This window comes from Bifidobacterium sp. UTCIF-38, from assembly GCF_006454495.1.
GTDB lineage: Bacteria > Actinomycetota > Actinomycetes > Actinomycetales > Bifidobacteriaceae > Bifidobacterium > Bifidobacterium callitrichos.
In genome coordinates this window covers 120141-147037 of record NZ_JFAL01000023.1, presented here as the reverse complement: position 1 = coordinate 147037, position 26897 = coordinate 120141, and the positions used below count along the sequence as shown (strand labels likewise).

Sequence of the window (26897 nt, the reverse complement as noted above, 5' to 3'; positions counted from 1 at the left end):
GTTCCTACTCTTCCTTTGTATTCAGAGCATCGGCGCTGCCGATGATCTCGGTAAGTTCCTGGGTGATCGATGCCTGACGCGAGGCGTTGAGCTTGCGGGTCAGGGAGTCAATCAGATTGCGTGCGTTGTCGGTCGCCGTGTGCATGGCGTTCTGACGGCTGGCGGTCTCCGAAGCGGCCGCGGTCAGCAGACACTCGTGGATACGCGACTGGATGTACTTCGGCAGAATCGCGTCGAGCACCTTCTCAAGGCTGGGCTCGAAGACGTACAGCGGAGCCATCTTGTCCTTGTTCGGCTCCTCGCCGACCTCGGGCGCGGTCGCGGGGGCCTCCACGATCTCGACCGGCAGCATGCGCAGCACGCGGACCTTCTGGACCACCATGTTGATGAACTCGGTGTAGACGATGTAGAGTTCCGAGACTCCGCCCTGATCCGCCGGCTTCATGTAGGCGTCCAGCAGCGTGTTGGAGATCGTCTCGGCGATTTCCACGCCGGGCTGGTCGGTGTCGCCCTCCCATGTGGCCACGACGTCACGGTTGCGGTACTTGTAGTACGTCGAACCGCGACGCCCGTACACGAACAGCTCCGGCTTTTTGCCGTCACCCTCGAGACGAGCCAGCAGCGACTCGGTCTCGCGGATGATCGAAGAGGTGTACGGGCCGGCCATGCCACGATCCGAGGTGAGGGCGAGAACAGCCACGCGCGGGTTCTTCTCGTCCTTCACCGCGATCGGATGCGTGATATGGGTATGCGCCACCAACGCTTGCACGGCATCGAAAATCGCATCGGTGTACGGCTTCGCGTTCAGGGCCACGTCACGGGCCTTGGCGATGTGCGAAGACGCGATCATCTCCTGGGCGTTGAAGATCTTCTCCAACGACTCCGTGGAGCGGATGCGTGATTTCAATGCGAGTTGCGAGCCCATGGCTTATTTCTCTCCCGCCACGATCTTTTCCTGATCGACCGGGGTGGCCTGAGCCGCGTTCGGCTTCTTCTCCACCAGCGGCTTGCCAGCGGAGGTGACGAAGGTGGCGCGGAACTCGTCGACGGCCTTGGCAAGAGCCTTTTCGGTGTCGGCGGTGAAGTCCTCGGTGTCACGGATGGTCTTCAGGATATCGGTGTTGTGGTCGAGGTAGTCGAGCAGACCCTGCTCGAACGGAAGCACATCGGACAGCTCGAGGTCATCGAGCTTGCCGTGGGTGCCGGTCCAGACGGACACGACCTCCTGCTCCATCGAGTACGGGTGGAACTGCGGCTGCTTCAACAGCTCGGTCAGGTGGGCGCCACGGGTCAGCTGGGCCTTGGACGCGGCGTCCAGATCGGACGCGAACATCGCGAAGGATTCCAGCGAACGGTACTGCGCCAGGGAGATCTTCAGCGTACCGGAGACCTTCTTCAGGGCCTTGGTCTGGGCCGCGCCACCGACTCGCGAGACGGAGATACCGACGTCCACGGCGGGACGCTGGTTGGCGTTGAACAGATCGGACTGAAGGAAGATCTGGCCGTCGGTGATGGAGATCACATTGGTCGGGATGTAGGCGGACACGTCGTTCGCCTTCGTCTCGACGATCGGCAGACCCGTCATCGAGCCGCCGCCGAGGTCGTCGGAGACCTTCGCGCAGCGTTCGAGCAGACGGGAGTGCAGGTAGAAGACATCACCCGGGTAGGCCTCGCGCCCCGGCGGGCGGCGCAGCAGCAGCGAGATCGAGCGGTACGCCTCGGCCTGCTTCGACAGGTCGTCGAAGACGATGAGGACGTGCTTGCCGTTGTACATCCAGTGCTGGCCGATGGCCGAGCCGGTGTACGGGGCGATGTACTTGAAGCCGGCGGAATCGGAGGCCGGGGAGGCGACGATGGTCGTGTACTCCATGGCGCCCGCGTCCTCGAGGCTCTGCTTGACCGAAGCGATGGTCGAGCCCTTCTGGCCGACGCCCACATAGATGCAGCGCACCTGCTTCTTCGGATCACCGGATTCCCAGTTGGCCTTCTGGTTGATGATCGTATCGATCGCGATGGCGGTCTTGCCCGTCTGGCGGTCGCCGATGATGAGCTGACGCTGGCCGCGGCCGATCGGCGTCATCGCGTCGATGGCCTTGAGGCCGGTGGACAGCGGCTCGTCGACCGGGTGACGGTGCATCACGTCCGGGGCCTGAGCCTCGAGGATGCGGCGTCCCTCGCTCTTGATCTCGCCGAGGCCGTCGATCGGCTTGCCCAGCGGATCGACGACACGGCCGAGATAGCCGTCGCCGACCGGCACGGAGAGCACTTCGCCCGTGCGGCGCACTTCCTGGCCTTCCTCGATTCCAGCGAAATCGCCGAGGATAACCACGCCGATCTCACGGGCGTCAAGGTTGAACGCCAGGCCGAGCGTGCCGTCTTCGAACGTCAGCAGCTCATTGGCCATGCAACCAGGCAATCCCGTCACGTGCGCAATGCCGTCACCGGCCGTGGCGACATATCCCACTTCCTGAGTGGGATTGTCGCTCGGCTTGTAGGACGACACGAAGTCGTCCAGGGCCTTGCGAATCGAGGCGGGATCGATGGTCAGTTCTGCCATGATCACTCCTTCATTACTTATCTATTATTCGGGTCAAGTCTTGAAAACTTGGGTGTCAGGCGGTGTCAGGACTCCGCCTTGACGGTGCGACGCAGGTTCTCGAGCTGCGCGACCACGGTGTTGTCCGTGACCTCGTCGCCGATCTGGATGCGCATGCCGCCCAGCACGGACGGGTCGACCACCGAGTTGATGTGGACCGCGCGTCCGGCCTTGGCGGAGTACACCTTGGTCAGTCGGGCGATCTGCTCCTTCGTCAGCGGGGAGGCGGTGGTCACGGTGACCATCGACTCGCCCATATGACGGGAGAACTTGTTGATCAGCCACTGGATGGTCTCCAGATAGCGGCGGCGACGCAGGTTGCAGGTGGCGTGCTCGGCGAGACGCTCCGTGACCTTGTTGAGATGCTTGTCGTCGAACAGCTCGTGGAACAGCTTCACACGGGCCTCGCTCGGCGCCTGATCGTCGTACAGCTTGGCGCGCACGACCGGTAGTCCCAGCAGGGCCGAATGCAGCTCGGCCAGCTCGACGGAGACCTTGAGGGTGGCGTCCGTGGCGTCCGCGTAGTACATCATCGCGTCGACGCCGAAGTCCTCGACGGCGTTGGCGATGTCCTTGGCGCGGCTCCACCGGCGCGAGACCAGATCGGTCATGATCTCCATCGTCAGCGGATGGGCCTTGCCGCCGACCAGCGTCTCAAGCACGGCGACCTTGTCGGCCACCGGGCGCGACGGGTCGGTGAGCGCGCGTTCAAGCTGGATGTTGTGGTCGAGTACGCTGGTCAGCGAGAACAGTTCGTTCCCGATGCGCCAGTTCTCCTCGCCCGCATCACGCAGCTTGGGTGCCAGCGAGTCACGTGAGACGCGATCAGCGATGCGCGATGCCTCTCCTCGCATTGGTCACCTCCCTTTCCTTGACGTCATTGACGACGTTATTGACGAAGTCACTTCTTGTCGCTGTCCAGATCGTCGATCATCTGGTCGATCATCGACGACTGCACGTCGGCGTTCTCGAGCTTGGAGCCGAGGATCTTGCCGGCGAGGGCCGCGGCAAGCGTGCCGACTTCGCCCTTGAGGCTGACCATCGCCTGACGGTGCTGCGATTCGATGGAGCGCTGCGCGTTGGCGGTGATCTGCGCCGCGTCGGATTCGGCGCGGGAACGTGCGTCGGCGATGATATGCGATGCCTCGGCGCGGGCGTCGTCGCGGATCTTGGCCGCCTCGACGCGAGCGGTGCTCAGCTGCGCCTCATACTTGGCCTTGGCTTCGTCGGCGTCCTTCTTGGCCTGCTCGGCCTTGGCGATGTTGCCTTCGATCCTGGCCGCACGTTCGTCGAAGATCGCGTTGAACTTCGGCATGAAGAACTTGTAGAAGAACACCGCAACGATGACGAGGATGATCAAAGACCATACGATGTCGTAGACCTGCGGAATGAACAGCTGGATTCCGTCTGCCGCGAGTGTCATCAAGCCCTCCTTTCAGTGATGGACATATCGGTTTTCGTCTGTGGGTCTGATCGCTTACTTGATGATCAGGGCGGCGACGAAGCCGATGAGGGCCAGCACCTCGACCAGAGCCAGGCCGATGAACATGATGGTCTGGATCTTGCCGGACATCTCAGGCTGACGGGCGGTGGACTCCATGGCCTTGCCGAAGAGGATGCCGAGGCCGATGCCAGGGCCCAGGGTGCCGAGGCCGTAACCGATGACGGACAGGCTGCCGGTGACCTCTGCGAGGGTGATGATATCCATTTCTGTATCCTTTCTAACGTTCGGTAGACGTTATAAATCTTGGGGGTCCTCCGGGTGGGGCGCCTGTCGGCGATGCCGCCGCGACGCTAGCGATCCGGAGGAATCAGCCGGGCGACCGGTCAGTCGGCCTCCGGGTAGCTCAGGTTGATGTACACGGTCGAGAGGATGGCGAACACGTAGGCCTGCAGGAAGGCGACGAACGCCTCGAAGCAGGTCATGGCCGCGCCGCCGAGGAACCACACGGCACCGACCGGGATGCCCTGCATCTTGTTGACCGCGTCGACCATCCAGTACTGCGCGAACGCGAGGCAGGTCGCGACCATGAGGTGGCCGGAGACCATGTTGGCGAACAGACGGATCGTCAGGGACGCCGGACGGATGATGAGCAGCTCGAGGATGTTGATCGGGGCGAGCAGGATGTAGACCGGCCACGGCACGCCCGGCGTGAACAGCTCGTGGCGCAGGTAGTGGCCGAGGCCCTGCTCGCGGATGGCCGCGATCCAGTACTGGATCAGCGTCCAGACGGCGAACACCAGAGGCATCACGACCGTGGCGGTGGCCGCCATGTTCATGCCCGGGATGATGCCGCACAGATTGAATACGAAGATCGTGAAGAACAGCGTCGCGATCATCGGCACGTATCGCTTGCCGCGGACCTCGCCCATCACGTCGTAGACGATCTTGTCTCGAACGAACTCGATGCCGTATTCGACGACGCCCTGCCAGCGGCCCGGAATCAGCTTGGCACGGCTTGCGGTCAGGCCAAGCACCACGAGGAGCACGACGGTGGCGACGATACGGATGAGGATGATGCGGTTGATCGCGAACGGAGTCCCTTGGAACAGGATCTCCGGGGGGAGAAAGTCGTTGACGCTCGGCAGTTCGGGCTCAGCTGCCGCCAGCAGCACGCTCGAAGCGAACTCTCCTACCATTCCACGCCTCCTGCTTCTTGAAATCAGCTGTCAGTCTATACCCGACGGTGCGGGGAATATGTCCGAGACGTTACCGTGCATGCGGTCGGTTCGCGGCTGCATGCAGGAGTTCAGGCGCCGGGCGGCGAACCGTCCTCTTCTCTGTTCCGTGCGGGTCATGGCACCGTATGCCGTTGGATATGCGTTCAGCCGAACGCATCCTCACGGCATTCGGCTCCGAATGACTGATGCAAATTATTTGCCTTCGTTCGGACAATTGCAAGCCGGTTCCGGGGTTTTCCCGAAGTTGTTCGGGTCTTTGCTGCAAAACCGCGGATTTCCGCCCGTTTCCCGGGCGTTTCGCGGCGATTTGTCTATCTTTCGAGCGCGATATACATGCAGATATATGTGCAGATCAGCCCCGATGGAGCCGGTCGCAATGCACATTTGCGCACACAAGCGAGCAATTGTGTCGCTTTTACTTGAACATGACGGTCCACGATACGGACACGACATGGTTCATTCCCCGACATGCACATGTCCGCAACACGGACGGACATCACGAATGGACATCGCGGAAAGGATCGTCACTCCCCGCGGATCACGCCGTATCCGTCATGAAGGAACGGGGCGAAATCGTCCTCACGCGGAGCGCCCGGCTCGTGGCGGATCGAGCGATCAGTGCCGAGCCGCTTCTCGGCCCGAAGCTCCGGCACCTCGGTCAGGTCGTACGGCGTGGTCTGATACACCCAGTTGAGCCAGTTGCGCCACAGCAGGTTGGCGTGCGCGCGCCACGCGAACAGCGGCTCCAAGCTCGGATCGTCATGCGGGAAGTAGTTGGTCGGGAACGGGACGTTGTCGAGCCCCTTGGCCATATCACGCTCGTACTCCTCCTTGAGCGTGTACTTGCCGTACTCCCAGTGCCCGAGCGCGAACACCTCGGAGAAGTCGCGCGTGGCGATGAGCCCCGGCCCCGATTGCGGCCCCCACGTGAGGATCTGCAGATCGGGGTTCGCCCGAACGTCATCCTCGTTCACGCCGGCGAGTCGCGAGTGTGGCTGCAGGTCGATCTCGTCGAAGCCGTTGGTCAGGAAGCAGTACTCGTCCTGCAGATACTGCGGGAAGACGCCGAAGATCTTGGTGGGGTAATCGACCTTGCGCACGCCGTATCGGTAGTTGAGTGCGCCCATCGCGCCCCAACACAGGTACATCGTCGAGAAGACGTGCGTCGACGCCCAGTCGAGGATCGCCTTGAACTCCTCCCAGTAGTCGACCTGATCGAACGGCAGATGCTCGACCGGCGCGCCGGTGACGACGAAGCCGTCGTAGTAGTTGTCGCGGAACGCGTCGAGGTTCTCGTAGAACTTGAGCAGGTGGTCGGCCGACACGTGCGTCGACTCGTGCGTCGAGGTCTTCATGAAGTCGACCTCGACCTGCAGCGGCGACTTCGAGATGAGACGCAGCAGCTGGGTCTCCGTCTCGATCTTCTTGGGCATGAGGTTCAGGATCACCAGTTTGAGCGGGCGGACGCGCTGACGCTCCGCTTCGGGCTTCTCGAGCGCGAAGATGCGCTCCGAGTCGAGGATGGCTCTGGCCGGAAGGCCACTGGGAATCTTGATAGGCATGTCTTCATTATGGTATGCGCGCGGATATGCGGCGCGGCGACCCTCATACTTCTTTCTTATGGCCGACTATCAGCACGTTCCTTTTCGAGGCGACTACAGCGCGACACGCCGGGGTTGACGTATTTCGATTCGACGGTAAATTAGATAGAGCTGTCGCAAAGACAAGCCGACGCGGGGTGGAGCAGCTCGGTAGCTCGCTGGGCTCATAACCCAGAGGTCCATGGTTCAAATCCATGCCCCGCTACCAACGAACAAATGGTCGAAAACCTTCATGGTTTTCGACCATTTTCGTTTTCTCCTTATGCCGGTTTTCTGGACTATAGGTTTTCAGGTGCCGGGTCGTGGGAGGTCACGCTTTATGTCTGCGGATGACGACGAGCATGAACGCCCCGACTCCGAGCGTGGAGACGACGATCAGGATGATGGCGCCGACGTTGACGCCGGTTTTGGCGAGGGTTTTGCCGGTGCCGTATTTCTGCGCGGAGATCTGCTTGAGGATGTCGACGTCGCTGCCGTCTCCGTTCTGCTTGTCGGCATCGGGCGCCGGGGCGTCGCCACCATCCTGCTCGTTCTTGTCGTCGGGTTCACCCGGCTCCGGTTCGGGATTGGGATTCGGGGCGGGGCCGGGCTCCTCGGGGTCGTCGACCTGCTCGCCGTCGGCGATGACGACGTGCGCGTGGCCGAGATCGTCGAATCGCGTGGCTGCGGCCTTCGCACGATCGTCACCATCGAAGCGCCACATGAACACGTACCAGCCAGGTTTGTCGGCCGTGATGGTCACCGGCTTGCCGTCCGGCCCCTCCTCGCCGTCGCCGATGCGGATACGCCCGTTGACGGCCGGATACTCCCACGAGCCGATCCGCTTGTGGTTCCGGTCCTCGTACGGCTCCTCGTTGCCGACCGGGCGATTGAGGTCGCTGAACAGGTCCTCGGCCTTGATCGTATCGAAGTTCGCGCCTCCGGACCACCACCAGAGGGTGACGGTCACGTTCGCTTTATCCCCATCGACGGTGGTGTGGTCGTCGGGGAATCCCGTCACGTCGAAGGTGTCGGCGATCGCCGAACCGACGCCGACCGGCTTGTGTTGGGCGGTCGGCGATGTGGCCTTCGGTTCGCTCTGCGTGGGACCAGGTTCAGGTTCCGGCTCAGGTTCAGGATTGGGCTCTGGCTCAGGTTCGGGCTCAGGATTGGGTTCGGGCTCAGGCTCAGGCGTCGGCTTGTCCGGATCGGGCTGCTCGGGCTCGGGCCGCTCGTCGCCGTCGCCATCATCGATGCCGCTCGCGCCGTCGTCCGTGGATCGCACGACGCCGACTTCGGCATCGGCACGCACGGCCTGTCCGGCGTGCGCGGTCCCCGCCGGCATCGCGATCATCGCGGCCGCGACCAGCAGCGCCGCCCCGGCTACGAGCGGACGGCGCCATCGGCCATCCGACGCAATGCGTGGCATATCGTTCCTCATGATTGTGTCCTTTCCCACGCACGCGAACCATCGCGCATCATCGCGCATGTTACGTGCGTGTTACATATCCGCCCCGCGCCTGTCGCGAAACGACGGATCGTCCGATGCCCTTCACCGGACGCATGCGACCACACTGTCAGCTCCGCACTCCTCTTGTCCCGTCATGCGGACGATGTGGACGGAAACCCTCTCCTTCGGCGTGTTGTGGATGACTGTCCAGCCCGGAACAGGCACATGACAACGTTGTGCTCGCTCACATGATCAGGCGCAAGTAGGGGGAACACCCCATCTTGAACGTCATCCGGACGTCATCCGGACGTCATCTTGGCGCCATCAACCACACCATCCTTACTATTTCGGCCATTTGGCCCCTACAATGGGGACGTATGGCATCATCCATCGCGATATGCGCAGAGGTAAGGAGAAGGACGCCATGTCACAGCAGACTGCGAATGAAAACGCTAACACCGCAGCAGCAGTAACCGATGAGACCGCGGCCGCGAGCGCAACGCCCGCCGCGGAGAAGACGAAGTCCGCGAAGGCCGAGAAGACCGCAAAAACCACTCGTGCACGCAAGCCTCGCGCGACCCGCACTACCCGTGCCAAGGCCGCGAAGACGACCGTGAAGACCGTCACGGAACCGGGTGAGGTGCCCGCGCCGTCACTGCCGATCGAGGAGCCAGGCCAGTTCGGCCGCATCAACGTCATGGACGTCACGCCGAACGAGGAACGCGGCATCTACCCGGCGCGCGTGGAACTTGGCGAGCCGTTCAAGGTCACCGCTCAGGTGTTCATCGAAGGCCGTACCAAGGTCGGCGCCACCGCGGTCGTCAGGAACGCGCGCGGCAAGGAGATGCTGCGCCGCCAGATGACCTGCATCAACCCGGGTCTCGACCGCTGGTCCGTCGAACTGACCTGCGGCGAGCGCACCGACGTCAAGCCGTGGGAGCCCGACTTCGCCGCCGTCAAGCGCCAGCTGGGCCTGTGGACCGTCACGGTCGAGGGCTGGGAGGACACGTACACCTCCTGGCTGCACGACGCCAAGATCAAGGTCGAGGTCAACGACGACGTGGAGAACGCGCTCGCCTCCGGCGCCCAGCTGCTGGACCGCTGGGCCGGCACCGCCGACGCGCACCTGCCGCAGCACCAGCGCAAGATGCTGCGCGACGCCGCCAAGGTGATGGAGGACAAGACCCTCACCCCCAAGGAGCGTCTCGCGGCCGCCACCTCCGATGAGGTGAAGGAGCTGCACCTGACCAACCCGCTGCGCGACGGCCTGTCCGAAAGCGCGCCGCAGACCTTCAAGGTCGAGCGTCCGAAGTCGAGCTTCGCCGCCTGGTACCAGTTCTTCCCGCGTTCCGAGGGCGCGTACATCGATCAGGAGACGCACAAGATCGTCCAGGGCACGCTGAAGACGTCCGTCTCCGGACTGGAGCGCGCGAAGGCCGAGGGCTTCGACATCGTCTACCTGCCGCCGATCTTCCCGATCGGCACGACCAACCGCAAGGGCAAGAACAACGCCCTGGTCGCCGGTCCGGACGATCCGGGTTCGGTGTTCGGCATCGGCTCGGCCGAGGGCGGCCATGACACCATCGACCCGAAGCTCGGCACGATGGACGACTTCAAGGCCCTCACCGCCAAGGCGCATGAGCTGGGTCTCGAGGTCGCGCTCGACTTCGCGCTGCAGTGCTCGCCCGATCACCCGTGGGTCAAGGAGCACCCGAACTGGTTCCGCACCAAGCCGGACGGATCGATCGCGTTCGCCGAGAACCCGCCGAAGAAGTATCAGGACATCTACCCGATCGACTTCAACGCGGACATGCCCGGCATCGAGAAGGAGGTCGAGCGCATCCTCACGCTGTGGATCGAGGCCGGTGTGACGGTCTTCCGCATCGACAACCCGCACACCAAGCCCGTGCGCTTCTGGCAGGACGTCATCGCCGCCGTGACCAAGCGTCACCCGGAAGTCATCTTCCTGGCCGAGGCGTTCACCCGCCCGGGCATGATGCGCGCGCTGAGCTACGTGGGCTTCACGCAGTCGCACTGCTACTTCCCGTGGCGCAACACCAAGGAGGAGCTCTCCGAGTACCTCGCCGAGACCAACAGCGACGACGGCTACTACCAGCACAACACGTTCTGGCCGACCACGCCGGACATCCTCACCGCCTACGTGCGCGACAACGGCATCGCCGGCCACGCGGTGCGAGCGGTGCTCGCCGCGATGGGCTCGCCGTCGTGGGGCATCTACAACGGCTTCGAGCTGATCGAGAACAAGCAGCGCCCCGGATTCGAGGAGCAGATCGACAACGAGAAGTACGAGATCAAGGTCCGCGACTGGTCGCTGGCCAAGAAGTTCGGCATCGCCAAGCTGCTGACCTCGCTCAACAAGATCCGCCGCGAGCATGTGGACGCGTTCGGCTACCACAACCTCACGGTGCTTGAGAGCTCCGATCCGAACGTGCTCGCCTTCGCGCGCCACACGCCCGCCGAGCTGACCGCATCGGGCAAGCCGGAGACGCTGATCGTGGTCGTCAATCTCGACTGCCACAACGCGCACCAGTCCACCATCCACCTCGATCTGCCGTCGCTCGGCATCGATCCGGACAAGGGCGCTCATGTGCGCGACGAGCTGACCGATCGCGAGTTCGACTGGAGCTGGGACAACTTCGTGTCGCTGGCACCGTGGGCCGATGTGGCGCACGTGCTGCACGTGGAGTACTGATTCCCGCTCGTAAGCGGTATTGTGGTTAGGACGATTCATCCGATATATCGATAGGAGAAAACCGATTATGGCTGAAACCTTCAACGTCGTGGTTGAGATCCCGCGCGGCTCGAAGAACAAGTACGAGGTCGATCAGGAGACCGGTCGCGTCTTCCTGGACCGTGAGCTGTTCACCGCCATGGGCTACCCGGACGACTACGGCTACATCGAGGGCACCCTCGGTGAGGACGGCGATCCGCTCGACGCGCTCGTGATGGTCAAGAACTCCGTGTTCCCGGGCTGCGTCATCGAGTGCCGCGCCGTGGCCCTGTACCACATGGAGGACGAGGAGGGCGGCGACGACAAGGTGCTGTGCGTGCCGGCCGACGTCCGTTACGACGACATCCAGGACGTCAAGGACGTCAACGAGTTCCACCTCAAGGAGATCAAGCACTTCTTCGAGCAGTACAAGGCCCTCGAGCCCGGCAAGGAAGTCAAGCCCGGCGACTACTGGACCGGTGCGGACGTCGCCGAGAAGGAGATCAAGGAGGCGCGCGAGCGCCTCGCGAACGCGGCGAAGTGATCTCGTTCAGGACAGTCCGGTGGACTGTCCGGCGGCGACGTGCGAGGACACGGCAGTGTCCGAGCCAATGATGAGTCGGCCGTAGGCCGTCCATGATTGCAGGACCGTCGCCGAGAAGGAGATCAAGGAGGCGCGCGAGCGCCTCGCGAACGCGGCGAAGTGATCTCGTCCGTCACGAACGCTGACTGAAGCGGCTTTCCGATTGATTTCGGAAGGCCGCTTTTCCATATGCAGCGGTACACTGGTCATCCGTAATTTCACTTAGGCGTAGGCGGCGTGTGGGAACGCTGGTCGAGGCCCATCCCGTGGGATTCACCGTGTCGTGACCGCGACTGTTGCGCGTCATCGGCCGGCATCGGGATGAACCCATTTGACGCACACCATGATTTCGATGATTGTTCAGTCGTTGCTTATTTCCGTTTCCGTCGCGATGGACGCATTCGCCATTTCCATCGGCAAGGGTCTGACCGTGCATAAGGCCCGATTCGTCGACGCGCTCAAATGCGGATTGTGGTTCGGCGGATTCCAGGCGCTGTTTCCGCTGCTCGGCTTCTTCGCCGCAGCGGCGTTCGCCTCCTATGTGACCGCGGTGGATCACTGGATCATCTTCGGCCTGCTGGCGTTCATCGGCGGCAACATGATCCGCGAGGCCTTCGAGGAGGATGAGGAGAACGCCAAGGAGACGCCGGAATTCGATTGGCGTCACATGCTGCCGCTCGCCGTGGCGTGCAGCATCGACGCGTTCGCGGTCGGTGTGAGCCTCGGCCTCATGCAGCTCAACGTGGCCTTCGCCGTCACATCGATGGGTGTCGTGACCGCCTTGTTCTCGATCGCGGGCATCTACATCGGCCGCGTCTTCGGATCACGCTGGCAGAAGCCGGCACAGATCGCCGGCGGCGTGGTGCTCATCATCATCGGCGTCAAGGTGCTGCTCGAACACCTCGGCCTGATCGCGTTCTGACGCGATACCCGCACGAGGCGCGTCGGATCCTATTAAGGAGATCGAGGCGCCGTTATACGAGTTGGAGGAAGAGAGCTGCGGCGAAGACGACGAGGCCGTAGAACATGACAGGCAGCAGGGCGACGCCGATCCACGGGGATCGGGTCTTCGGGTCGGGGTCGAGCTCGTCAAGCCACCATACGGAGGCGACGGCGAGGATCACGGCGAACAGCGCCATCGCCACAACCACGCCGATGAACACGGCGGGGCTGACCCCACCATTCGCCGAAACACCGACACCGGTGGAATCGCCCGCACCGGCCGTGGCGAACGCGGCCCGGCCCGCCACCGCCACATACGGCAGATAGAACCATCCTGCCAGCGAGATCGACGCGGCGCCGCCGGTCACACAGTGGGACAGCGCGCGGATCAGGTGCGAACGATTCTCGCGCGCCATCTGACGCGCGAACGAGACGATCGTCAGCAGCACCAGCAGGCCGGCCACGGCGGCCGCCCATCGCGCCATCGGATAGGTGCGCATTTTCAGCGGGTCACCGGCGAGCTCATCGGAGATACCGTAGATCGACATGAGTGGCGAGGAAACGGCGAGCACGGACAGGAGCCCCACGATCACGCCGATCGCGCGATCAACCAGCGTGGCGCGGAACGGCCAGTTCGCATGGAACCAGAACAGCACCAGCAGCATCGCGGCGATGAGCGCGGGGGCCACCCCCGAGGGCAGTGCGGCAACGCCCCTCGCCGCAGCATCGGCACCGGAGACCGACAGACCGGCCCATATACCGCCGAATACGGCGAACAGGAGGTACACGCCGACCTGTACGCCGAGCATCACCCCGCGTTTGGTCGACCATGTCGTCTTGCTGTCTTCGCTCATGATTCACTCCCCACGTTCCCACGTGTCGCCCGATCGCCCCACGGCAGACGCACGGGCGGACCTATTGACTCCCGTCAATCCTACCCACCATGCGGGATGGCACCTCGTGGATGCACGGCGGAGTGGCTTTCCGCGCCGGCGAAACGCACATCGCGGATGTTCGCATGACGTCCACGCATCACAAAGGTGAACATTATGTGTCCGCGATATGCGCGTACAATGAGCTGAAGAATTCGCATAGGGTTCCATGTACGGAAAGTTCCACTTCCGAACGGCCCGCATGGCATCCCGTCCGTTTTCGGCCAATCCCGAAACATGATTTCCATTCCAAGAAATCCGATAGAGAAGAGGGGCAAGACGTGACTGATCTGACGCTGATGACGTTCGCCAGCAATCCCGCTTCGGTGCTGCCCTCGCTCGCCCTGCTGTCACACCGCGTGCGCGTACTGCCGATGGATGCGGCCAGTCTGGTGAAAATGCCGGAGAACACAATCCTGTTCCTCGACGCGCGCGACGATCTCGCCACGGCCAAGACCCTGTGCAACCTCATCCACGCCTCCGGCCTGTCCACGCCGATCGTGCTGATCCTGACCGAGGGCGGCTTCACCGTCGTCAACTCGCAGTGGGGTATCGCCGATGTGGTGGTCTCCACGGCCTCCCCGGCCGAGGTGGAAGGCCGTCTGCGACTGGTGTCCGAGCGCGGCAACTCCCCGACCGCCGCGGCCTCCACCGGTTCCGGCGACAAGGGCGTGACCACGGAGGACGGTCAGATCCGCTCCGGCGACCTCATCGTGGATACGAACGGCTATACCGCCTCCCTGCATGGCCGTCCGATCGATCTGGCCTACAAGGAGTTCGAGCTGCTCAAGTATCTGGTCCAGCACCCCGGACGCGTGTTCACGCGCGCCCAGCTGCTGCAGGAGGTGTGGGGCTACGACTACTACGGCGGCACGCGTACCGTCGACGTGCACATCCGTCGTCTGCGCGCCAAGCTGGGCGGCGAGTACGAGCATCTCATCGGCACCGTGCGCAACGTCGGCTACCGTTTCGATCCGCCGGACGACGAGGCCGAAGAGTCGGCCGCCAAGAACGCCGCCAAGCACTCCCCTCTTAATGAGTGATGATGAGCGAACCCAATAAGTCCAAATAGTGAGACACTCGATTTGTGATGTTCACATTTTGGACAGCAAATCGAGCGAAATCTCACATTGTTTTCCGACTACTCTGGCCAGTACCGCCCTCCTCATGGCGAGAGAGTACGAGAGAGTACTGGCAAGAGAGCCGACACTACCGACATCGACGAAAGCGTATGCGATGGCACGTGAATCGAAGCGGGCACGAATCGCACGCATGCACGACGAATACGCGATCCTGTGCGAACGCTACCCCGCGCCGAAGTGTGCGCTCGACTTCGCCAATCCGCTGCAGCTCATCATCGCGACGGTGCTGAGCGCGCAGACCACCGACAAACGCGTCAATACGGTCACACCCGAACTTTTCGCGCGCTACCCCGAAGCCGCCGATCTTGCGGCGGCGAATCCCGAGGACGTGGAGTCGATCATCCGCCCCTTAGGCTTCTACCGTTCCAAGTCGAAGCATCTGCTGGGACTGGCCGCCGCGCTCGACGAGCGATTCGGCGGGCGCGTGCCCCGCACGATGGACGAACTCGTGACCCTGCCCGGGGTCGGGCGCAAAACCGCGAACGTCGTGCTCGGCAACGCGTTCGGCGTCCCCGGCTTCCCGGTCGACACGCATGTGATGCGCGTGACCGGCCGCCTGCGCTGGCGCTCCGACTGGCGCATCGCCAAATCGGATCCGGTGGCGGTCGAGAAGGAGATCTGCGCCTGCTTCCCGCCCGAGGACTGGACCGACCTGAGCCATCGCCTCATCTTCCACGGACGCGACGTGTGCCACGCGCGCAAGCCCGACTGCGACAACTGCCCGCTGCGCGAGACGTGTCCGTCGTTCGCTATCGTATAGGCATCACAACGCCTACACACCTCTGGACGCTAGACTGGGCGGCATGAGAGGGATGTACAACGCTAATCACGGGGACGATCGGCAGGTCGGACGGCCCGATGGGCCATCCGACGAGCAGCGCGAGCGACGCGGGTCACGCGCCCGGGGCGGCCGCAGCGGGCTGAAGCAGTGGATCGTGTTCCTCGCCGTCGCCACCGCGCTGTTCCTGCTGGTGTGGGCCGGCTGGTCGGTGACCACGCATCGCATCACCCTGCCGTATATGTCGAACGTGGTGCGCTCCGACTCCCCCGCAACGACCTCGGCGACCATAGGACTGACGCCCCAGAACGATGCCGCCGCACCGCAGACGCTCGACATCCGCACCGCGGAATCCCCCGAACTCGATCGCGCGCTGATCGGCAACGTCTATCAGACGCTCGTCGGACGGGCCGACGACAACACGCTCACCGCCGCGGTCGCATCGTCATGGAAGACGTCCGATGATGCCAAGACGCTCACGTTCACGCTGCGCGACGATCTCACCTTCTCCAACGGCGACAGGCTCGACTCGTCCGACGTCGTCACCTCGCTGCAACGGGCGATCGAGGGGAAGTGGCCGGGTACGGCCGAACGGTTCGCCGCGCTGGAATCGGTCACGAATCCGGACCGGCGCACCGTGCGGATCACGTTGAGTCACCCCGATGCGACGCTGCCGTACACGCTCTCCGGCAGGCTCGGCATCGTCTACGACGCCGATGCGACCGTCGACTACGCGACGCGCGCGCTCGGCTCCGGTCCGTTCACCGTCTCGCGATTCGCCAAGGGAGAGTCGATCACCCTGACCGCGCGCACGGACGGGACGTCCGCGTCGCGATCGATCGACGCGGACGGCGATCGCGGCAAGGACGACATCGGACGCGCCGCGCGAACCGGCACGATCCGACTGCGCTACTTCGCCGACGACGCGGCGCTCGTCGCGGCGGCGAAGAAGGGTTCGCTGGACATGGCCGTGCCGGCCGATCCCGCGAACGCGCGGACGATCGCCGCCGACTCGCAGGGCGGCGCGACATCGCTCACGGCCGTCGACGGAGTGAGCACGCGCAAGGTGACGCTCCTGTTCAATAATGACGCCGACTCCCCTCTATCCATGCCGCGCGTGAGACAGTCGCTGCGCATGATCGTCGACAGGCAGGCGATCCTGAACGGACGGACGGACGTCTCGAAGCCGCTCGGCGGACCGATCGGACCGTTAGAGCCGGGCTACGAGGATCTCACCTCGACGCTGACGCACGACGTGGCGCAGGCCCAGTCGCTGCTCGCCTACTTCGGTTCGCGGTATCTGGGCACGTTCACGCTGATCACGCCGGCGCGATACGAGTCGATCGCGCGCGCCATCGCCGATCAGATGACCGCCGCGGGTCTCGTCGTCGACGTGCAGGTGCTCGATCAGGCGCAGCTGGCCGAACGGGTCGCCTCGCGCGGGTTCACGATGATGATCACCGAACTGGACGGCGAGGACGGCACCGCATCGTTCGCCGACGCGGAATCGGCCTCGCACTATACGAACGCGACCGCACAGCAGCAGTATGAGGCCGCCGTCGGCGCGACCAGTCAGGACGCCTACGCGAACGGGCTCAAGACGTACGCGCGCACGATCAGCGAGGACGCGGCGAGCGATTGGCTGTACGCGCGCAAGGTCACGATCGCGGCGTCGACGAGGATCGAGGGATACACGGCCGCGATGGCCGACGATAGACTGCCGCTCGCGGATCTGGCGCGCAAGTGAAGCGTGTAAGGCGGGAACCCAGTATTGTCACCGATTCTGCATAGACTCGCCTGTATGACTGAAGCCAAATCCATCACCGCCAACCTGACCCCGCTGCCGGACCGCGTGGGCGTCGACGGTCTCGAAGACAAGTGGCGTGCCGTCTGGGACGAGCAGGGCACGTACAAGTTCAACAACACGCGCGACCGCAAGGCCGTGTACTCCATCGACACCCCGCCGCCCACCGTCTCCGGCCACCTGCACGTCGGCCACGTGTTCTCCTACACGCACACCGACGTCATCGCCCGATTCAAGCGCATGCAGGGCTACGACGTCTTCTACCCGATGGGCTGGGACGACAACGGCCTGCCGACCGAGCGCCGCGTGCAGAACTACTACGGCGTGCGCGTCGACACCTCCCTGAAGTACGATCCCGACTTCAAGCCGCCGTTCGAAGGCACCGACGGCAAGAAGATCGACGCGAAGGACCAGGTGCCCTGCTCGCGTCAGAACTTTATCGAACTGTGCGAGAAGCTCACCGCCGAGGACGAGAAGCTGTTCGAGGCGCTGTGGCGCAAGCTGGGCCTGTCGATCGACTGGTCGCAGACCTACCACACCATCGGCGAACACCCGCGCCGCGTGGCCCAGAAGGCGTTCCTGCGCAATCTCGCGCGCGGCGAGGCCTATCAGAAGGACGCCCCGGGTCTGTGGGACGTGACCTTCCAGACCGCCGTGGCCCAGGCCGAACTCGAAAGCCGCGAATACCCGGGCTTCTATCACAAGGTCGCCTTCCGCTTCGAGGACGGCACCCCGATCTACATCGAGACGACCCGCCCGGAGCTGCTGGCCGCCTGCGGCGCGCTGATCGCGCACCCGGACGACGATCGCTACAAGAAGTACTTCGGACAGTACGTCTACTCCCCGCTGTTCAAGGTGAAGGTGCCGATCCTCGCGCACCCGGCCGCCGAGATGGACAAGGGCGCCGGCATCGCGATGTGCTGCACCTTCGGCGACGTGACCGACGTCGAATGGTGGCGTGACCTGAGCCTGCCGACCCGTCCGATCATCCAGCGCAACGGCCGCATCATCGCGAGCGTGCCGGACTGGATCACCGACGAGGGCGGCAAGGCGATCTTCGAGGAGACCGAGGGCAAGACCACGTTCTCCGCCCGCAAGATCATCGTCGACCACCTGCGCGAGTCCGGCGACCTCGACGGCGAGCCGACTCCGACCAAGCGTATGACGAACTTCTACGAGAAGGGCGACAAGCCGCTCGAGATCGTCACCTCCCGCCAGTGGTACCTGAAGAACGGCGGCACGGACGAGAAGCTGAATGCCGAGCTCATCGAGCGCGGCCGCGAGCTCAAGTTCCACCCCGACTTCATGCGCGTGCGCTACGAGAACTGGGTCCATGGCTTGAACGGCGACTGGCTGATCTCCCGCCAGCGCTTCTTCGGCGTCCCGTTCCCGCTGTGGTACCCGGTTCGCGAGGACGGTTCCGCGGATTACGACCACCCGATCACCCCGTCCGAGGATCGCCTGCCGATCGACCCGACGACCGACGTGCCGGAGGGCTTCGACGAGTCGCAGCGTGACGTGCCCGGCGGCTTCACGGCCGAGAAGGACATCATGGACACGTGGGCGACCTCCTCGCTCACCCCGCAGATCGTGACCCGCTGGGAGGAGCCCGGCGAGGAGAACCAGGCCCTGTTCAAGGCCACGTTCCCGATGGATCTGCGTCCGCAGGGTCAGGACATCATCCGCACCTGGCTGTTCAGCTCCGTGGATCGCGCGCACCTCGAGAACAAGTGCCTGCCGTGGGAGCACACCACGCTCTCCGGCTGGATCCTCGACCCGGATCACAAGAAGATGTCGAAGTCCAAGGGCAACGTCGTCGTGCCGAACAAGCCGATCGAGCAGTTCGGCGCCGACGCGGTGCGCTACTGGGCCGCAGCCGCGCGTCTCGGCCTCGACGCCACGTACGACGAGGGCCAGATGAAGATCGGCCGACGCCTCGCGATCAAGCTGCTCAACGCGACGAAGTTCGCGCTGGCGATCGGCCGCGAGGACGAGAACCATCACGTCTCCTCTGCCGCGGACGTGGTGTGGAACCCGGCCGACGTGACCGAGCCGCTCGACCGCGCCGCGATGGCGAAGATGGCGCTGGTCGTGCGCGAGGCGACCGCCGCGCTCAACGCCTACGAGCACTCCAAGGCGCTTGAGGCGATCGAGAACTACTTCTGGCAGTTCTGCGACGACTACATCGAGCTGGTCAAGAACCGCGCCTACGGCACCGCCGACGCGACCGGCCACGTGCCGAGCGAGGCCGCGGTGAAGTCCGCGCGCACCGCGCTGGGCCTCGGCCTCGACGCGTTCACCCGCCTGCTCGCCCCGTACCTGCCGTACGCCACCGAGGAGGTGTGGAGCTGGATGCACGCCGGTTCGGTGCACCGCGCCGCATGGCCGACCCCGGACGTGTACGAGGCCGCCGCGTTCAAGGTCGCCCCGGAGCTGCTCACCCACGCCGGTGAGGCGCTGGCCGCGCTGCGTGGCATCAAGTCCAAGGCCAAGGTCTCGATGAAGACCCCGATCCTGTCCGTCACGCTGGGCGTGGCCGACGATGTGCGCGAGTCGCTCTCCGGCGCGCTCGACGACATCGCCGAGGCCGGTCGCGTGGTCGGCAAGATCAACTTCGCCGCCCTTGCCGCCGCCGCGAAGGCCGTGAAGACCACGGCTGCGGCAGCAGCAGACGCCGCCGCAGCCGCCAAGGCTGAGACCGAGGCCGCCGTCGACGTCATCGTCGAGGAGAGCGAGCTCGGCGAGCCGCCGGCCAAGAAGCCGCGCAACTAGCATTCGGCATTCGTTGGCTACGACCCTCGTGAGGGGTAGTCGGCAATCATCAGTGGGCCCTGAATCCGTATGAGTACGGATTCAGGGCCCACTTCGCGTTGTACGGCACCGCATGGCACCCGCACCCGCACCCGCACCCGCACGGCGCCTCCATGACGCGGTCCCGTCTCCCATCGCGCGGCGAAATTCCCATGGAGCGGTGAGGCGATTTTGCAGTTCGGCGGAATAACGCCGTTTTGCGACACCGCGTCATGGGCGAAACACCGCGCGATGAGGAATTCACCGCGCGATGGGAGGTGGGACCGCGTCATGGAGAGTGCACAAGGAGCACGAGGAACGCTGCGGAGAGAACTACCACGCGACGGAGGGACTGCCACGCGATTGCGCAAATCGGTGTAGCGACGACATACATCCCACGCTCACATCCCACAGAAGCACTGTGAGCGCGCACGGTAAAACCCGTGTAACAAAATGGGTAATCGTTTTCTGAAAATCGCGTTTTACGGCGTGTCGAACCACTCTCAGGTCGTATCGTTGGAGTCACCGACAACGTACGGGCCGCGGACAGTGAGGACGGCCGGTACGTCACATATCAGGGTTGTTACTCATCGAGGCAAGACCTGGGTCGGCGTAGGAATCACCGTGCGAGATCCGTTGATCGCCATGGTATCGACTTGCGCCGCCCCAGGTCTTTCTTCGTTGTGGCGGCAACCTCATCAACGACGATGGACGGAACACGACGAAAGGACAATGATGACGGCATCGGATATCACGGACGGCATCACCACCAACGGTGACATCAGCAGCACACGCGCCCGCAACGCGACCCTGGACGGCGCGCTCAGCGCGGTCGCGGAGCATGAACCGCACGCCTGGTCCACGCGCTGGCCGCTCAACAGCGCGTTCATCTTCACGTTCGGCGCTCTTGGTGGCATGCTCTTCGGCTTCGACACAGGCATCATCTCCGGTGCGTCCCCGCTCATCGAATCGGACTTCGGCCTGACGGTCTCGCAGACCGGCTTCATCACCTCGTCCGTGCTCATCGGCTCGTGCGCCGGCGCCCTGTCGATCGGCGCGCTGTCCGATCGATTCGGCCGCAAGAAGCTACTCATCGTCTCCGCGATCCTGTTCCTGCTCGGCTCCGGCCTGTGCGCCACCGCCACCGGATTCCTGATGATGGTCGCCGCGCGTATCATCCTCGGCCTCGCGGTCGGCGCCGCATCCGCCCTGACCCCGGCGTATCTCGCCGAGCTCGCCCCGAAGGAGCGCCGCGGATCGCTCTCCACGCTCTTCCAGCTGATGATCACGTTCGGCATTCTGCTCGCCTACGCCTCCAACCTCAGCTTCCTAGGCCACAACCTGCTGGGCGTGCGCGACTGGCGCTGGATGCTCGGCTCGGCGCTCGTGCCGGCCGCACTGCTGCTCATCGGCGGCCTCGTACTTCCCGAATCCCCGCGCTACCTCGTCAACAAGGGCGACATCCGCAACGCGTTCAAGGTGCTGACCCTTATCCGCAAGGACGTCGATCAGGCGCAGGTGCAGCTCGAGCTCGATGAGATCAGGGAGGTCGCCGCGCAGGACACCAAGGGCGGTGTGCGCGAACTGTTCCGCATCGCGCGCCCGGCGCTGCTCGCCGCCGTCGGCATCATGCTCTTCCAGCAGCTCGTCGGCATCAACTCGGTCATCTACTTCCTGCCGCAGGTGTTCATCAAGGGATTCGGCTTCCCCGAGGCCAACGCGATCTGGGTGTCCGTCGGCATCGGCGTGGTCAACTTCGTCTCCACGATCATCGCGACGCTCATCATGGACAGGTTCCCGCGCAAGAAGCTGCTGATCGTCGGCTCCATCGTGATGACCGTCTCGCTCGCCGTGCTCGCCGTCATGAACTTCGTGGGCGATGTGGCGGTGCTCGCCGTGCCGACCATGGTCCTCATCGCGTTCTACATCATCGGCTTCGCAGTCTCGTGGGGCCCGATCGCCTGGGTGCTGATCGGCGAGATCTTCCCGCTGTCCGTGCGCGGCATCGGCTCCTCGTTCGGCTCGGCCGCGAACTGGCTGGGCAACTTCATCGTCTCCCAGTTCTTCCTGATGCTGCTCGCCGCGTTCGGCAACAACGTGGGCGGTCCGTTCGCGATCTTCGGCGTGTTCTCGCTGCTGTCGATCCCGTTCGTACTGCACTTCGTACCCGAGACCAAGGGCAAGTCCCTCGAGGAGATCGAAGAGGACATGACCCGTCGCTGAAGCGGCAGCGTCAGATTCCTGGTTCGACGATAAGGAAGCGGGTGACGGTGGCGCTGGCGTCACCCACGCTGGCACCGGCGGACAGCAGCCTGTCGGCGCCCTGATCGAGGGCGGCGGCGATGAGTTCGCCGGCATCGGAGATCACGGTGGTGTCGTTGATGAGCTCGTCGGTGTCGACGACCAGCATCGGACCGGGATCCATACCGACCATGCCGAAGTACGGCGACAGCCGGTTCCTCGCCGTCTCGGCAATGGCCTTGTCTTCTTTGCCGCCCCCGGACTTGCCCGAGGTGGTGGCCGAATCGGCAGTGCCCTTGCTCTCGTCCTCACCCGACTTCTCCCCCGAGGCACCGCTCGCACCACCGGCGCCGGGAATGCCTCCGGCGAACTTCATCACATCGCTTGCATCGGTTGTAGTGGAGGTTTCGTCGACCACGGTGGTGGTCACATCGCCGGAGGACGCCTTGGCGGCCCTGCGCTCGGCATCGGCCAGCTTGCGCAGCCGCCTGACCTCGGCACGAGCCGCAAGCGACCCGTCCGATCCTACAGGTTCCAACGTTCCGAAGCCTGAATTCCCACCGGAAACGTCCGATCCCGTAGTATTGGACGTCCCGGAACCCGAGGCCGCGCCCACGCCGCTCAACTCGTCGGCGAATCGCAGCGTGATCTGACGGTAGGCGGCGGCCGCACCGGTGCGTTCGCGGGCGGATGCGAGTGCTGACATGGCGGCGTTCACCTTGGCGGTATCGCCTGCATGCGCGCCACTGGACGCGAACTCCTTGTCCGTCGCGGCAAGCGCCTCGTCGAGATGCGATGCCGCGCCGGCGGACGTGCCGCCGGTCAACGCGCTCAGATGCTTCGTGTACGCGTCGGTGTAGGCCATCGAATACGGGATCATCGCCTGCGAAAGCTGCGACTGGCCGGCCGAATACTCCTTCGCGCCTTCGGTCTCCTCCTCGCCGGCGCGACGTTTGAGCGTGTCGGCGAGGCCATCGACCCCCTGCGCGCGGACCATGCGGATCACCTGGTCGATCGCGTCGGCAGCTCCCGTGTGCTGGTGCGCGGAGGCGAGCGCGTCGGTGGCGTTCGCCTCGCCGAGCACGGCCTTGGCGAGCGGGGTGTCGCCGCTCAGTTCGCCGGCGGTGCCCATCAGGGCCGTCAGCTGCGTGGATGAACCGATCGAACCGGACAGGTGATTCGTGTACGAGCCGACGTAGGCGGCCATGTAGGCGTGGAACGCCTTGTCGTAATCGGCCTGTTTGCTGGCGATTTCGCTCGATGCGAGCGAGCGTTCGAGATCGCGCAGCTTGGTGAGCTGGTCGATGAGATGCTGGTATCTGCCGGAACCGGTATCGCCTGCGACGGTGGACACGGTGGACTTGGACTTCCCCGAGGCATCGGACTGTCCTGACTGACTGAATGTCGCCGAACCGTCGCCCATCGCCTGTGCCTCGGCGGCGAGCGCGGACGCGACGGATACGCCCGAGGACCCCGGCGCGGAGACGACGGCGATCTGCCCCATCGTGAACTTCTTCGCGTTCATGTAGCAGTCGACCTGCTCCCCCGCACGCACGACGGCGGCGACGAGCGTGTTCGAGCCTTGCGTGCCGACGATCGAGGAATCGGTGCTGACGGTCAGGTCGTCGGCCACGCGCGTCGGCACGGTGAAGACGATGAGGAATCGCCGGGAGTCGTCTGATCCTGCGTCGGTCAGGTCGTCAAGGAGGGTTTCGTGGATCTGGATGTGCACGCCGACGACGCCGGTCGCGCCGGTGATCGTCGCACGGTCGACGTTCGGCCCGTCGAGGGAATAGGTGACATCCACGTCGAGCGGGATCGCGCGCTTGCCGGCTTCGACCTGCGTGACGGCGATCGGCCGGCCGGAGCCGTCGGATGCCGAGGAATCCCCGGCATCGACGAGAAACAGGTCGCCGGGTTCGCCGTCGTCATCGATCACGGTGAAGACGCTGGCGCCGTCGATCGAGGGGATCACGGCACGTTGGGCGGCAGTATCGATGCCGATCGCCCCACCCAACGCCAGCGATGATACGACGGCGAGCGCACAGGTCGACGCGCACGCGCGAATAAGACCGGATATCGGCCTCCTCATCTGGCCTCGTCTCAGGCGAAGACGTCGAGGACACCCGGGTCGCCGCCGGCGTCGGCGATGCGCTGGTGACGCTTCTTCGCCTCGGTGACGACGAACTCGCGGTACATCTCGGCGATGTCCGGATCGAGTCCGGCGCCGACGGCGATGCGATGCAGTCGCTCGATCTGGTAGTCCTCACGCTTGTAGTCGGCTGGGGCGAAGCCGGCGCGGGCCTTGAGCACGCCCACCTGGGACGTGTACTTGAATCGCTCGGCGAGCAGGGAGACGATGGCCGTGTCGACGTTGTCGATGGACTGGCGCAACGCCTTGATCTTCGCCACGGTCAGGGCGGTTTCGGGGTCGTCGGCGACCTGCTCGGAGTCGATGACCGTCGCATGCTCGCCGGGATTGCGGGTGACGCTGGCGCTCAGCCAGTCGCCGCCTTCGTTGTCGTTGCCGCTGCCATTGCCGGCGTTGTTCGCGTTGCCGTTCGTCGTGGTGTCGCTCGTTTCACTCATAATCCCAACATTACCGCAACGGCGCGGACGCGGCTCTGCAGTTTTCCGCCTGCATGGTCCTTCTCACCTCGGGCCGATGGTGAGGGCGTCGTCGTGGGTGCGGCCGGTGTGGATGGCGTCGTTGATCGCGGCGATTTCGGCCGGATCGTAGTCGAGCGCACGGCCGTCGAGCTCGTTGACGGGGATGACCCAGCCGCCGTGCGTCATGTACAGGCGGTCAGCCTCGCGCAGTTCGGCGATCGGCAGCTTGCGGTATTCGATCCTGCTGCCCTCCTGGATCGCCCACGCGAACAGTTCGCGCTGTGACGTGCCGTTGAGGATGCCGATCGACGGGTCCGGGGTGACGAACAGATCGCCGTATCGCGCGACGATCGATGAGTTCGGGCACTCCATCGTGAAGCCGTCCTCGGTGAACAGGACCGCGTCGCCCACGCCGCGACGCGCGCACTCGCGGTGCACGGCGCAGTTGAACGCGTAGCTCAGTGTCTTCGCGCCGTTGAGCAGCCACGGCGCACGCGAGGTGATGTCGGACGGGTAGCCGCGCGTCATCGAGGCCATGGTGATCGGGTCGATCTCATGCAGCGACCCCTTGGCGTCGAGGAAGATGAACACCGTGGGCGTGCCGTCGGAGGCCTTGCCCACACCGGTGTCGGGATCGAGTCCGCGCGAGACGATGATGCGCAGCAGCGGACCGGGTTCGGGATCGTCGTACGCGGCGATGACCAGATCCACGGCGCGCGTGAACGCCGCGATGTTCGGCGCCGGCATGTCCATCAGCGCGGCGGAGTGCGCGAGACGGCGAAGATGATTCTCCAGCGAGATCGGGTAGCCCTTCCACACGGTGGTCGCTTCGAAGATGCCGTCGCCGCGCAGCACGCTCAGGTCGAACGCGTTGATGTTGAGCCCCTCCGGATCGGCCAGCGTGATGAGGTCCCTATCGGGGACGGCCGCGATGTCGGCGGCATCGCCACCACCGAACAGCACCTTGCCGTTGCCCATTGCCAACACGATGGAAGCCATGCGAACCATCCTCTCTCGTTTTCCGTATACGCACGTTGTGCGACCAAACCTAACCACGCGATGTTTCGAATCGCGCGCATCGCGTTGCACACCGGTAATCGGCGCGTCACAAACGGGAGCGAAGCGTAACGCATGACGGCGGTAGGGTGGCGGATACATAGATCCAGCAGGAGGGAAGCCATGAAGGATACAGGTCTCAATCTCGATCTCGACGCCGACTCGACGCCCGAGGCGGCGCGACTCGCCTTTCGCGGCGGTCTCGTGCGTCCGACGTGCGGCATCGCGAAGGGCTATGCCCAGGCGAATCTCATGATCCTGCCCAAGGAGCTCGCCTTCGATTTCCTACTGTTCGCCCAACGCAATCCGAAGCCATGCCCCCTGCTCGAGGTGATGGAGGCGGGCGTCACCGAACCGGCCACCTGCCCCGGCGCGGACATCCGCACCGACGTGCCGCTGTACCGCGTGTGGGATCACGGCGAACTGGTCGCCGAAACCCCCGACATCACCGACTACTGGCGCGACGATCTGGTCACGTTCGTCATCGGATGCAGTTTCACGTTCGAATTCCCGCTCATGGAGGCGGGCGTGCCGGTCCGGCACATCACGGCCGGCCGCAACGTGCCGATGTACGACACGTCGATCCCGTGCGCATCCGCTGGCCGGTTCCATTCGACGATGGTCGTCTCGATGCGCGGCATCCCCTCGCGACAGGTGTCCGACGCGGTGCGCATCTCCGGCTACTATCCGTCGGTGCACGGCGCGCCGGTATGCGTCGGCGATCCGGCGGCCATCGGCATCGACGACCTCGATCACCCCGATTACGGCGATGCGCCGATTCTCGAAAAGGGCGATATCCCGGTGTTCTGGGCGTGCGGCGTGACTCCGCAGGCGGCGGTGATGGCATCGCGGCCGGCGTTCGCGATCACGCACGCTCCGGGGCACATGCTGATCACGTCGAAGCGCGACCTCGACTACATGGTGTGAGATTGGATTCACGAGTCGGGTGCAATCGAGTCGGGTGCAATCGAGACGGCAAA

At 64.3% G+C, this 26897-nt stretch carries 21 protein-coding genes and 1 tRNA gene; 10 read left to right on the top strand and 12 right to left on the bottom strand.

What is annotated here, in order from left to right:
• Positions 1-4: 4 nt before the first annotated feature.
• The 7 genes from BW11_RS08385 to metA all read right to left on the bottom strand — a co-directional run bounded on the left by BW11_RS08385 (position 5) and on the right by metA (position 6840).
• Positions 5-925 carry a F0F1 ATP synthase subunit gamma gene (locus tag BW11_RS08385; protein WP_140445212.1) on the bottom strand — a complete coding sequence of 307 codons (921 nt, stop codon included), beginning with the start codon at positions 923-925 and terminating at the stop codon, positions 5-7.
• Positions 926-928: 3 nt separating this feature from the next.
• Positions 929-2557, bottom strand: coding sequence for a F0F1 ATP synthase subunit alpha (gene atpA / locus BW11_RS08380; RefSeq protein ID WP_140445213.1), 1629 nt, complete (start codon positions 2555-2557; stop codon positions 929-931).
• 65 nt (positions 2558-2622) lie between these two features.
• The gene (locus tag BW11_RS08375; RefSeq protein ID WP_043165901.1) at positions 2623-3450 is read right to left on the bottom strand and encodes a F0F1 ATP synthase subunit delta; all 828 of its coding nucleotides are present in this window, start codon (positions 3448-3450) and stop codon (positions 2623-2625) included.
• 47 nt (positions 3451-3497) lie between these two features.
• Positions 3498-4019, bottom strand: coding sequence for a F0F1 ATP synthase subunit B (locus tag BW11_RS08370; RefSeq protein ID WP_107043793.1), 522 nt, complete (start codon positions 4017-4019; stop codon positions 3498-3500).
• 54 nt (positions 4020-4073) lie between these two features.
• The gene (gene atpE, locus BW11_RS08365) at positions 4074-4304 is read right to left on the bottom strand and encodes an ATP synthase F0 subunit C (protein WP_043165904.1); all 231 of its coding nucleotides are present in this window, start codon (positions 4302-4304) and stop codon (positions 4074-4076) included.
• Positions 4305-4423: 119 nt separating this feature from the next.
• Positions 4424-5236 carry a F0F1 ATP synthase subunit A gene (gene atpB / locus BW11_RS08360; protein ID WP_043165906.1) on the bottom strand — a complete coding sequence of 271 codons (813 nt, stop codon included), beginning with the start codon at positions 5234-5236 and terminating at the stop codon, positions 4424-4426.
• A gap of 566 nt (positions 5237-5802) precedes the next feature.
• Positions 5803-6840 (bottom strand): homoserine O-succinyltransferase, encoded by a 1038-nt coding sequence (metA, locus tag BW11_RS08355; protein WP_043165908.1) that lies wholly within the window; start codon positions 6838-6840, stop codon positions 5803-5805.
• Between the two features lie 170 nt (positions 6841-7010).
• On the opposite strand from metA, the gene BW11_RS08350 reads away from it, so the two are divergent.
• Positions 7011-7087 (top strand) — tRNA-Met (locus tag BW11_RS08350).
• A 102-nt stretch (positions 7088-7189) separates the two neighbouring features.
• On the opposite strand, the gene BW11_RS11590 is transcribed toward BW11_RS08350, so the two are convergent.
• Entirely contained in the window at positions 7190-8299 is a 1110-nt protein-coding gene (locus BW11_RS11590; RefSeq protein WP_181162542.1) for a hypothetical protein, read from the bottom strand.
• 433 nt (positions 8300-8732) lie between these two features.
• Between BW11_RS11590 and BW11_RS08340 the strand changes: the two genes are divergently transcribed.
• The 3 genes from BW11_RS08340 (at position 8733) to BW11_RS08330 (ending at position 12544) form a co-directional block, all read left to right on the top strand.
• Positions 8733-11021, top strand: a complete 2289-nt coding sequence (locus BW11_RS08340; RefSeq protein WP_140445214.1) for an alpha-1,4-glucan--maltose-1-phosphate maltosyltransferase — start codon at positions 8733-8735, stop codon at positions 11019-11021.
• Positions 11022-11088: 67 nt separating this feature from the next.
• Complete coding sequence (locus BW11_RS08335; RefSeq protein ID WP_043165914.1) at positions 11089-11583, top strand: inorganic diphosphatase; 495 nt, start codon at positions 11089-11091, stop codon at positions 11581-11583.
• Positions 11584-11965: 382 nt separating this feature from the next.
• Positions 11966-12544 carry a manganese efflux pump MntP family protein gene (locus BW11_RS08330; RefSeq protein ID WP_107043832.1) on the top strand — a complete coding sequence of 193 codons (579 nt, stop codon included), beginning with the start codon at positions 11966-11968 and terminating at the stop codon, positions 12542-12544.
• Between the two features lie 52 nt (positions 12545-12596).
• Here the strand turns inward: BW11_RS08330 and BW11_RS08325 are convergent, their stop codons facing one another.
• Positions 12597-13418 (bottom strand): hypothetical protein, encoded by an 822-nt coding sequence (locus tag BW11_RS08325; RefSeq protein WP_140445215.1) that lies wholly within the window; start codon positions 13416-13418, stop codon positions 12597-12599.
• 377 nt (positions 13419-13795) lie between these two features.
• Here BW11_RS08325 and BW11_RS08320 point away from each other — a divergent pair, with 377 nt between their 5' ends.
• The 5 genes from BW11_RS08320 (at position 13796) to BW11_RS08300 (ending at position 22233) form a co-directional block, all read left to right on the top strand.
• Entirely contained in the window at positions 13796-14539 is a 744-nt protein-coding gene (locus tag BW11_RS08320) for a response regulator transcription factor (protein ID WP_181162550.1), read from the top strand.
• 193 nt (positions 14540-14732) lie between these two features.
• Positions 14733-15398 carry an endonuclease III gene (nth, locus tag BW11_RS08315; protein ID WP_181162543.1) on the top strand — a complete coding sequence of 222 codons (666 nt, stop codon included), beginning with the start codon at positions 14733-14735 and terminating at the stop codon, positions 15396-15398.
• 43 nt (positions 15399-15441) lie between these two features.
• Positions 15442-17163: an ABC transporter substrate-binding protein gene (locus BW11_RS08310; protein WP_140445217.1), complete on the top strand. Its 1722-nt coding sequence runs from the start codon at positions 15442-15444 to the stop codon at positions 17161-17163.
• Positions 17164-17217: 54 nt separating this feature from the next.
• A complete protein-coding gene (gene valS, locus BW11_RS08305; protein ID WP_140445218.1) occupies positions 17218-19992 on the top strand; it encodes a valine--tRNA ligase in 2775 nt (924 codons plus the stop codon).
• A gap of 753 nt (positions 19993-20745) precedes the next feature.
• A complete protein-coding gene (locus BW11_RS08300) occupies positions 20746-22233 on the top strand; it encodes a sugar porter family MFS transporter (protein WP_308810428.1) in 1488 nt (495 codons plus the stop codon).
• Between the two features lie 10 nt (positions 22234-22243).
• On the opposite strand, the gene BW11_RS08295 is transcribed toward BW11_RS08300, so the two are convergent.
• The 3 genes from BW11_RS08295 to BW11_RS08285 all read right to left on the bottom strand — a co-directional run bounded on the left by BW11_RS08295 (position 22244) and on the right by BW11_RS08285 (position 25860).
• On the bottom strand, positions 22244-24343 hold the full coding sequence (locus BW11_RS08295) for a hypothetical protein (RefSeq protein ID WP_140445219.1): 2100 nt from the start codon (positions 24341-24343) through the stop codon (positions 22244-22246).
• A gap of 11 nt (positions 24344-24354) precedes the next feature.
• Positions 24355-24840: a chorismate mutase gene (locus BW11_RS08290; RefSeq protein ID WP_258184594.1), complete on the bottom strand. Its 486-nt coding sequence runs from the start codon at positions 24838-24840 to the stop codon at positions 24355-24357.
• A gap of 63 nt (positions 24841-24903) precedes the next feature.
• Positions 24904-25860 (bottom strand): aminodeoxychorismate lyase, encoded by a 957-nt coding sequence (locus tag BW11_RS08285; protein ID WP_140445220.1) that lies wholly within the window; start codon positions 25858-25860, stop codon positions 24904-24906.
• Positions 25861-26040: 180 nt separating this feature from the next.
• Here BW11_RS08285 and BW11_RS08280 point away from each other — a divergent pair, with 180 nt between their 5' ends.
• Positions 26041-26844 (top strand): putative hydro-lyase, encoded by an 804-nt coding sequence (locus tag BW11_RS08280; RefSeq protein ID WP_140445221.1) that lies wholly within the window; start codon positions 26041-26043, stop codon positions 26842-26844.
• Positions 26845-26897: the final 53 nt, after the last annotated feature.

Excerpts from the sequence above, each read along its gene's own strand:
- BW11_RS08385 (WP_140445212.1), bottom strand. The coding sequence starts at position 925 with ATGGGCTCGCAACTCGCATTGAAATCACGCATCCGCTCCACGGAGTCG.
- atpA (WP_140445213.1), bottom strand. The coding sequence starts at position 2,557 with ATGGCAGAACTGACCATCGATCCCGCCTCGATTCGCAAGGCCCTGGAC.
- BW11_RS08375 (WP_043165901.1), bottom strand. The coding sequence starts at position 3,450 with ATGCGAGGAGAGGCATCGCGCATCGCTGATCGCGTCTCACGTGACTCG.
- BW11_RS08370 (WP_107043793.1), bottom strand. The coding sequence starts at position 4,019 with ATGACACTCGCGGCAGACGGAATCCAGCTGTTCATTCCGCAGGTCTAC.
- atpE (WP_043165904.1), bottom strand. The coding sequence starts at position 4,304 with ATGGATATCATCACCCTCGCAGAGGTCACCGGCAGCCTGTCCGTCATC.
- atpB (WP_043165906.1), bottom strand. The coding sequence starts at position 5,236 with ATGGTAGGAGAGTTCGCTTCGAGCGTGCTGCTGGCGGCAGCTGAGCCC.
- metA (WP_043165908.1), bottom strand. The coding sequence starts at position 6,840 with ATGCCTATCAAGATTCCCAGTGGCCTTCCGGCCAGAGCCATCCTCGAC.
- BW11_RS11590 (WP_181162542.1), bottom strand. The coding sequence starts at position 8,299 with ATGAGGAACGATATGCCACGCATTGCGTCGGATGGCCGATGGCGCCGT.
- BW11_RS08340 (WP_140445214.1), top strand. The coding sequence starts at position 8,733 with ATGTCACAGCAGACTGCGAATGAAAACGCTAACACCGCAGCAGCAGTA.
- BW11_RS08335 (WP_043165914.1), top strand. The coding sequence starts at position 11,089 with ATGGCTGAAACCTTCAACGTCGTGGTTGAGATCCCGCGCGGCTCGAAG.
- BW11_RS08330 (WP_107043832.1), top strand. The coding sequence starts at position 11,966 with ATGATTTCGATGATTGTTCAGTCGTTGCTTATTTCCGTTTCCGTCGCG.
- BW11_RS08325 (WP_140445215.1), bottom strand. The coding sequence starts at position 13,418 with ATGAGCGAAGACAGCAAGACGACATGGTCGACCAAACGCGGGGTGATG.
- BW11_RS08320 (WP_181162550.1), top strand. The coding sequence starts at position 13,796 with ATGACGTTCGCCAGCAATCCCGCTTCGGTGCTGCCCTCGCTCGCCCTG.
- nth (WP_181162543.1), top strand. The coding sequence starts at position 14,733 with ATGGCACGTGAATCGAAGCGGGCACGAATCGCACGCATGCACGACGAA.
- BW11_RS08310 (WP_140445217.1), top strand. The coding sequence starts at position 15,442 with ATGAGAGGGATGTACAACGCTAATCACGGGGACGATCGGCAGGTCGGA.
- valS (WP_140445218.1), top strand. The coding sequence starts at position 17,218 with ATGACTGAAGCCAAATCCATCACCGCCAACCTGACCCCGCTGCCGGAC.
- BW11_RS08300 (WP_308810428.1), top strand. The coding sequence starts at position 20,746 with ATGACGGCATCGGATATCACGGACGGCATCACCACCAACGGTGACATC.
- BW11_RS08295 (WP_140445219.1), bottom strand. The coding sequence starts at position 24,343 with ATGAGGAGGCCGATATCCGGTCTTATTCGCGCGTGCGCGTCGACCTGT.
- BW11_RS08290 (WP_258184594.1), bottom strand. The coding sequence starts at position 24,840 with ATGAGTGAAACGAGCGACACCACGACGAACGGCAACGCGAACAACGCC.
- BW11_RS08285 (WP_140445220.1), bottom strand. The coding sequence starts at position 25,860 with ATGGCTTCCATCGTGTTGGCAATGGGCAACGGCAAGGTGCTGTTCGGT.
- BW11_RS08280 (WP_140445221.1), top strand. The coding sequence starts at position 26,041 with ATGAAGGATACAGGTCTCAATCTCGATCTCGACGCCGACTCGACGCCC.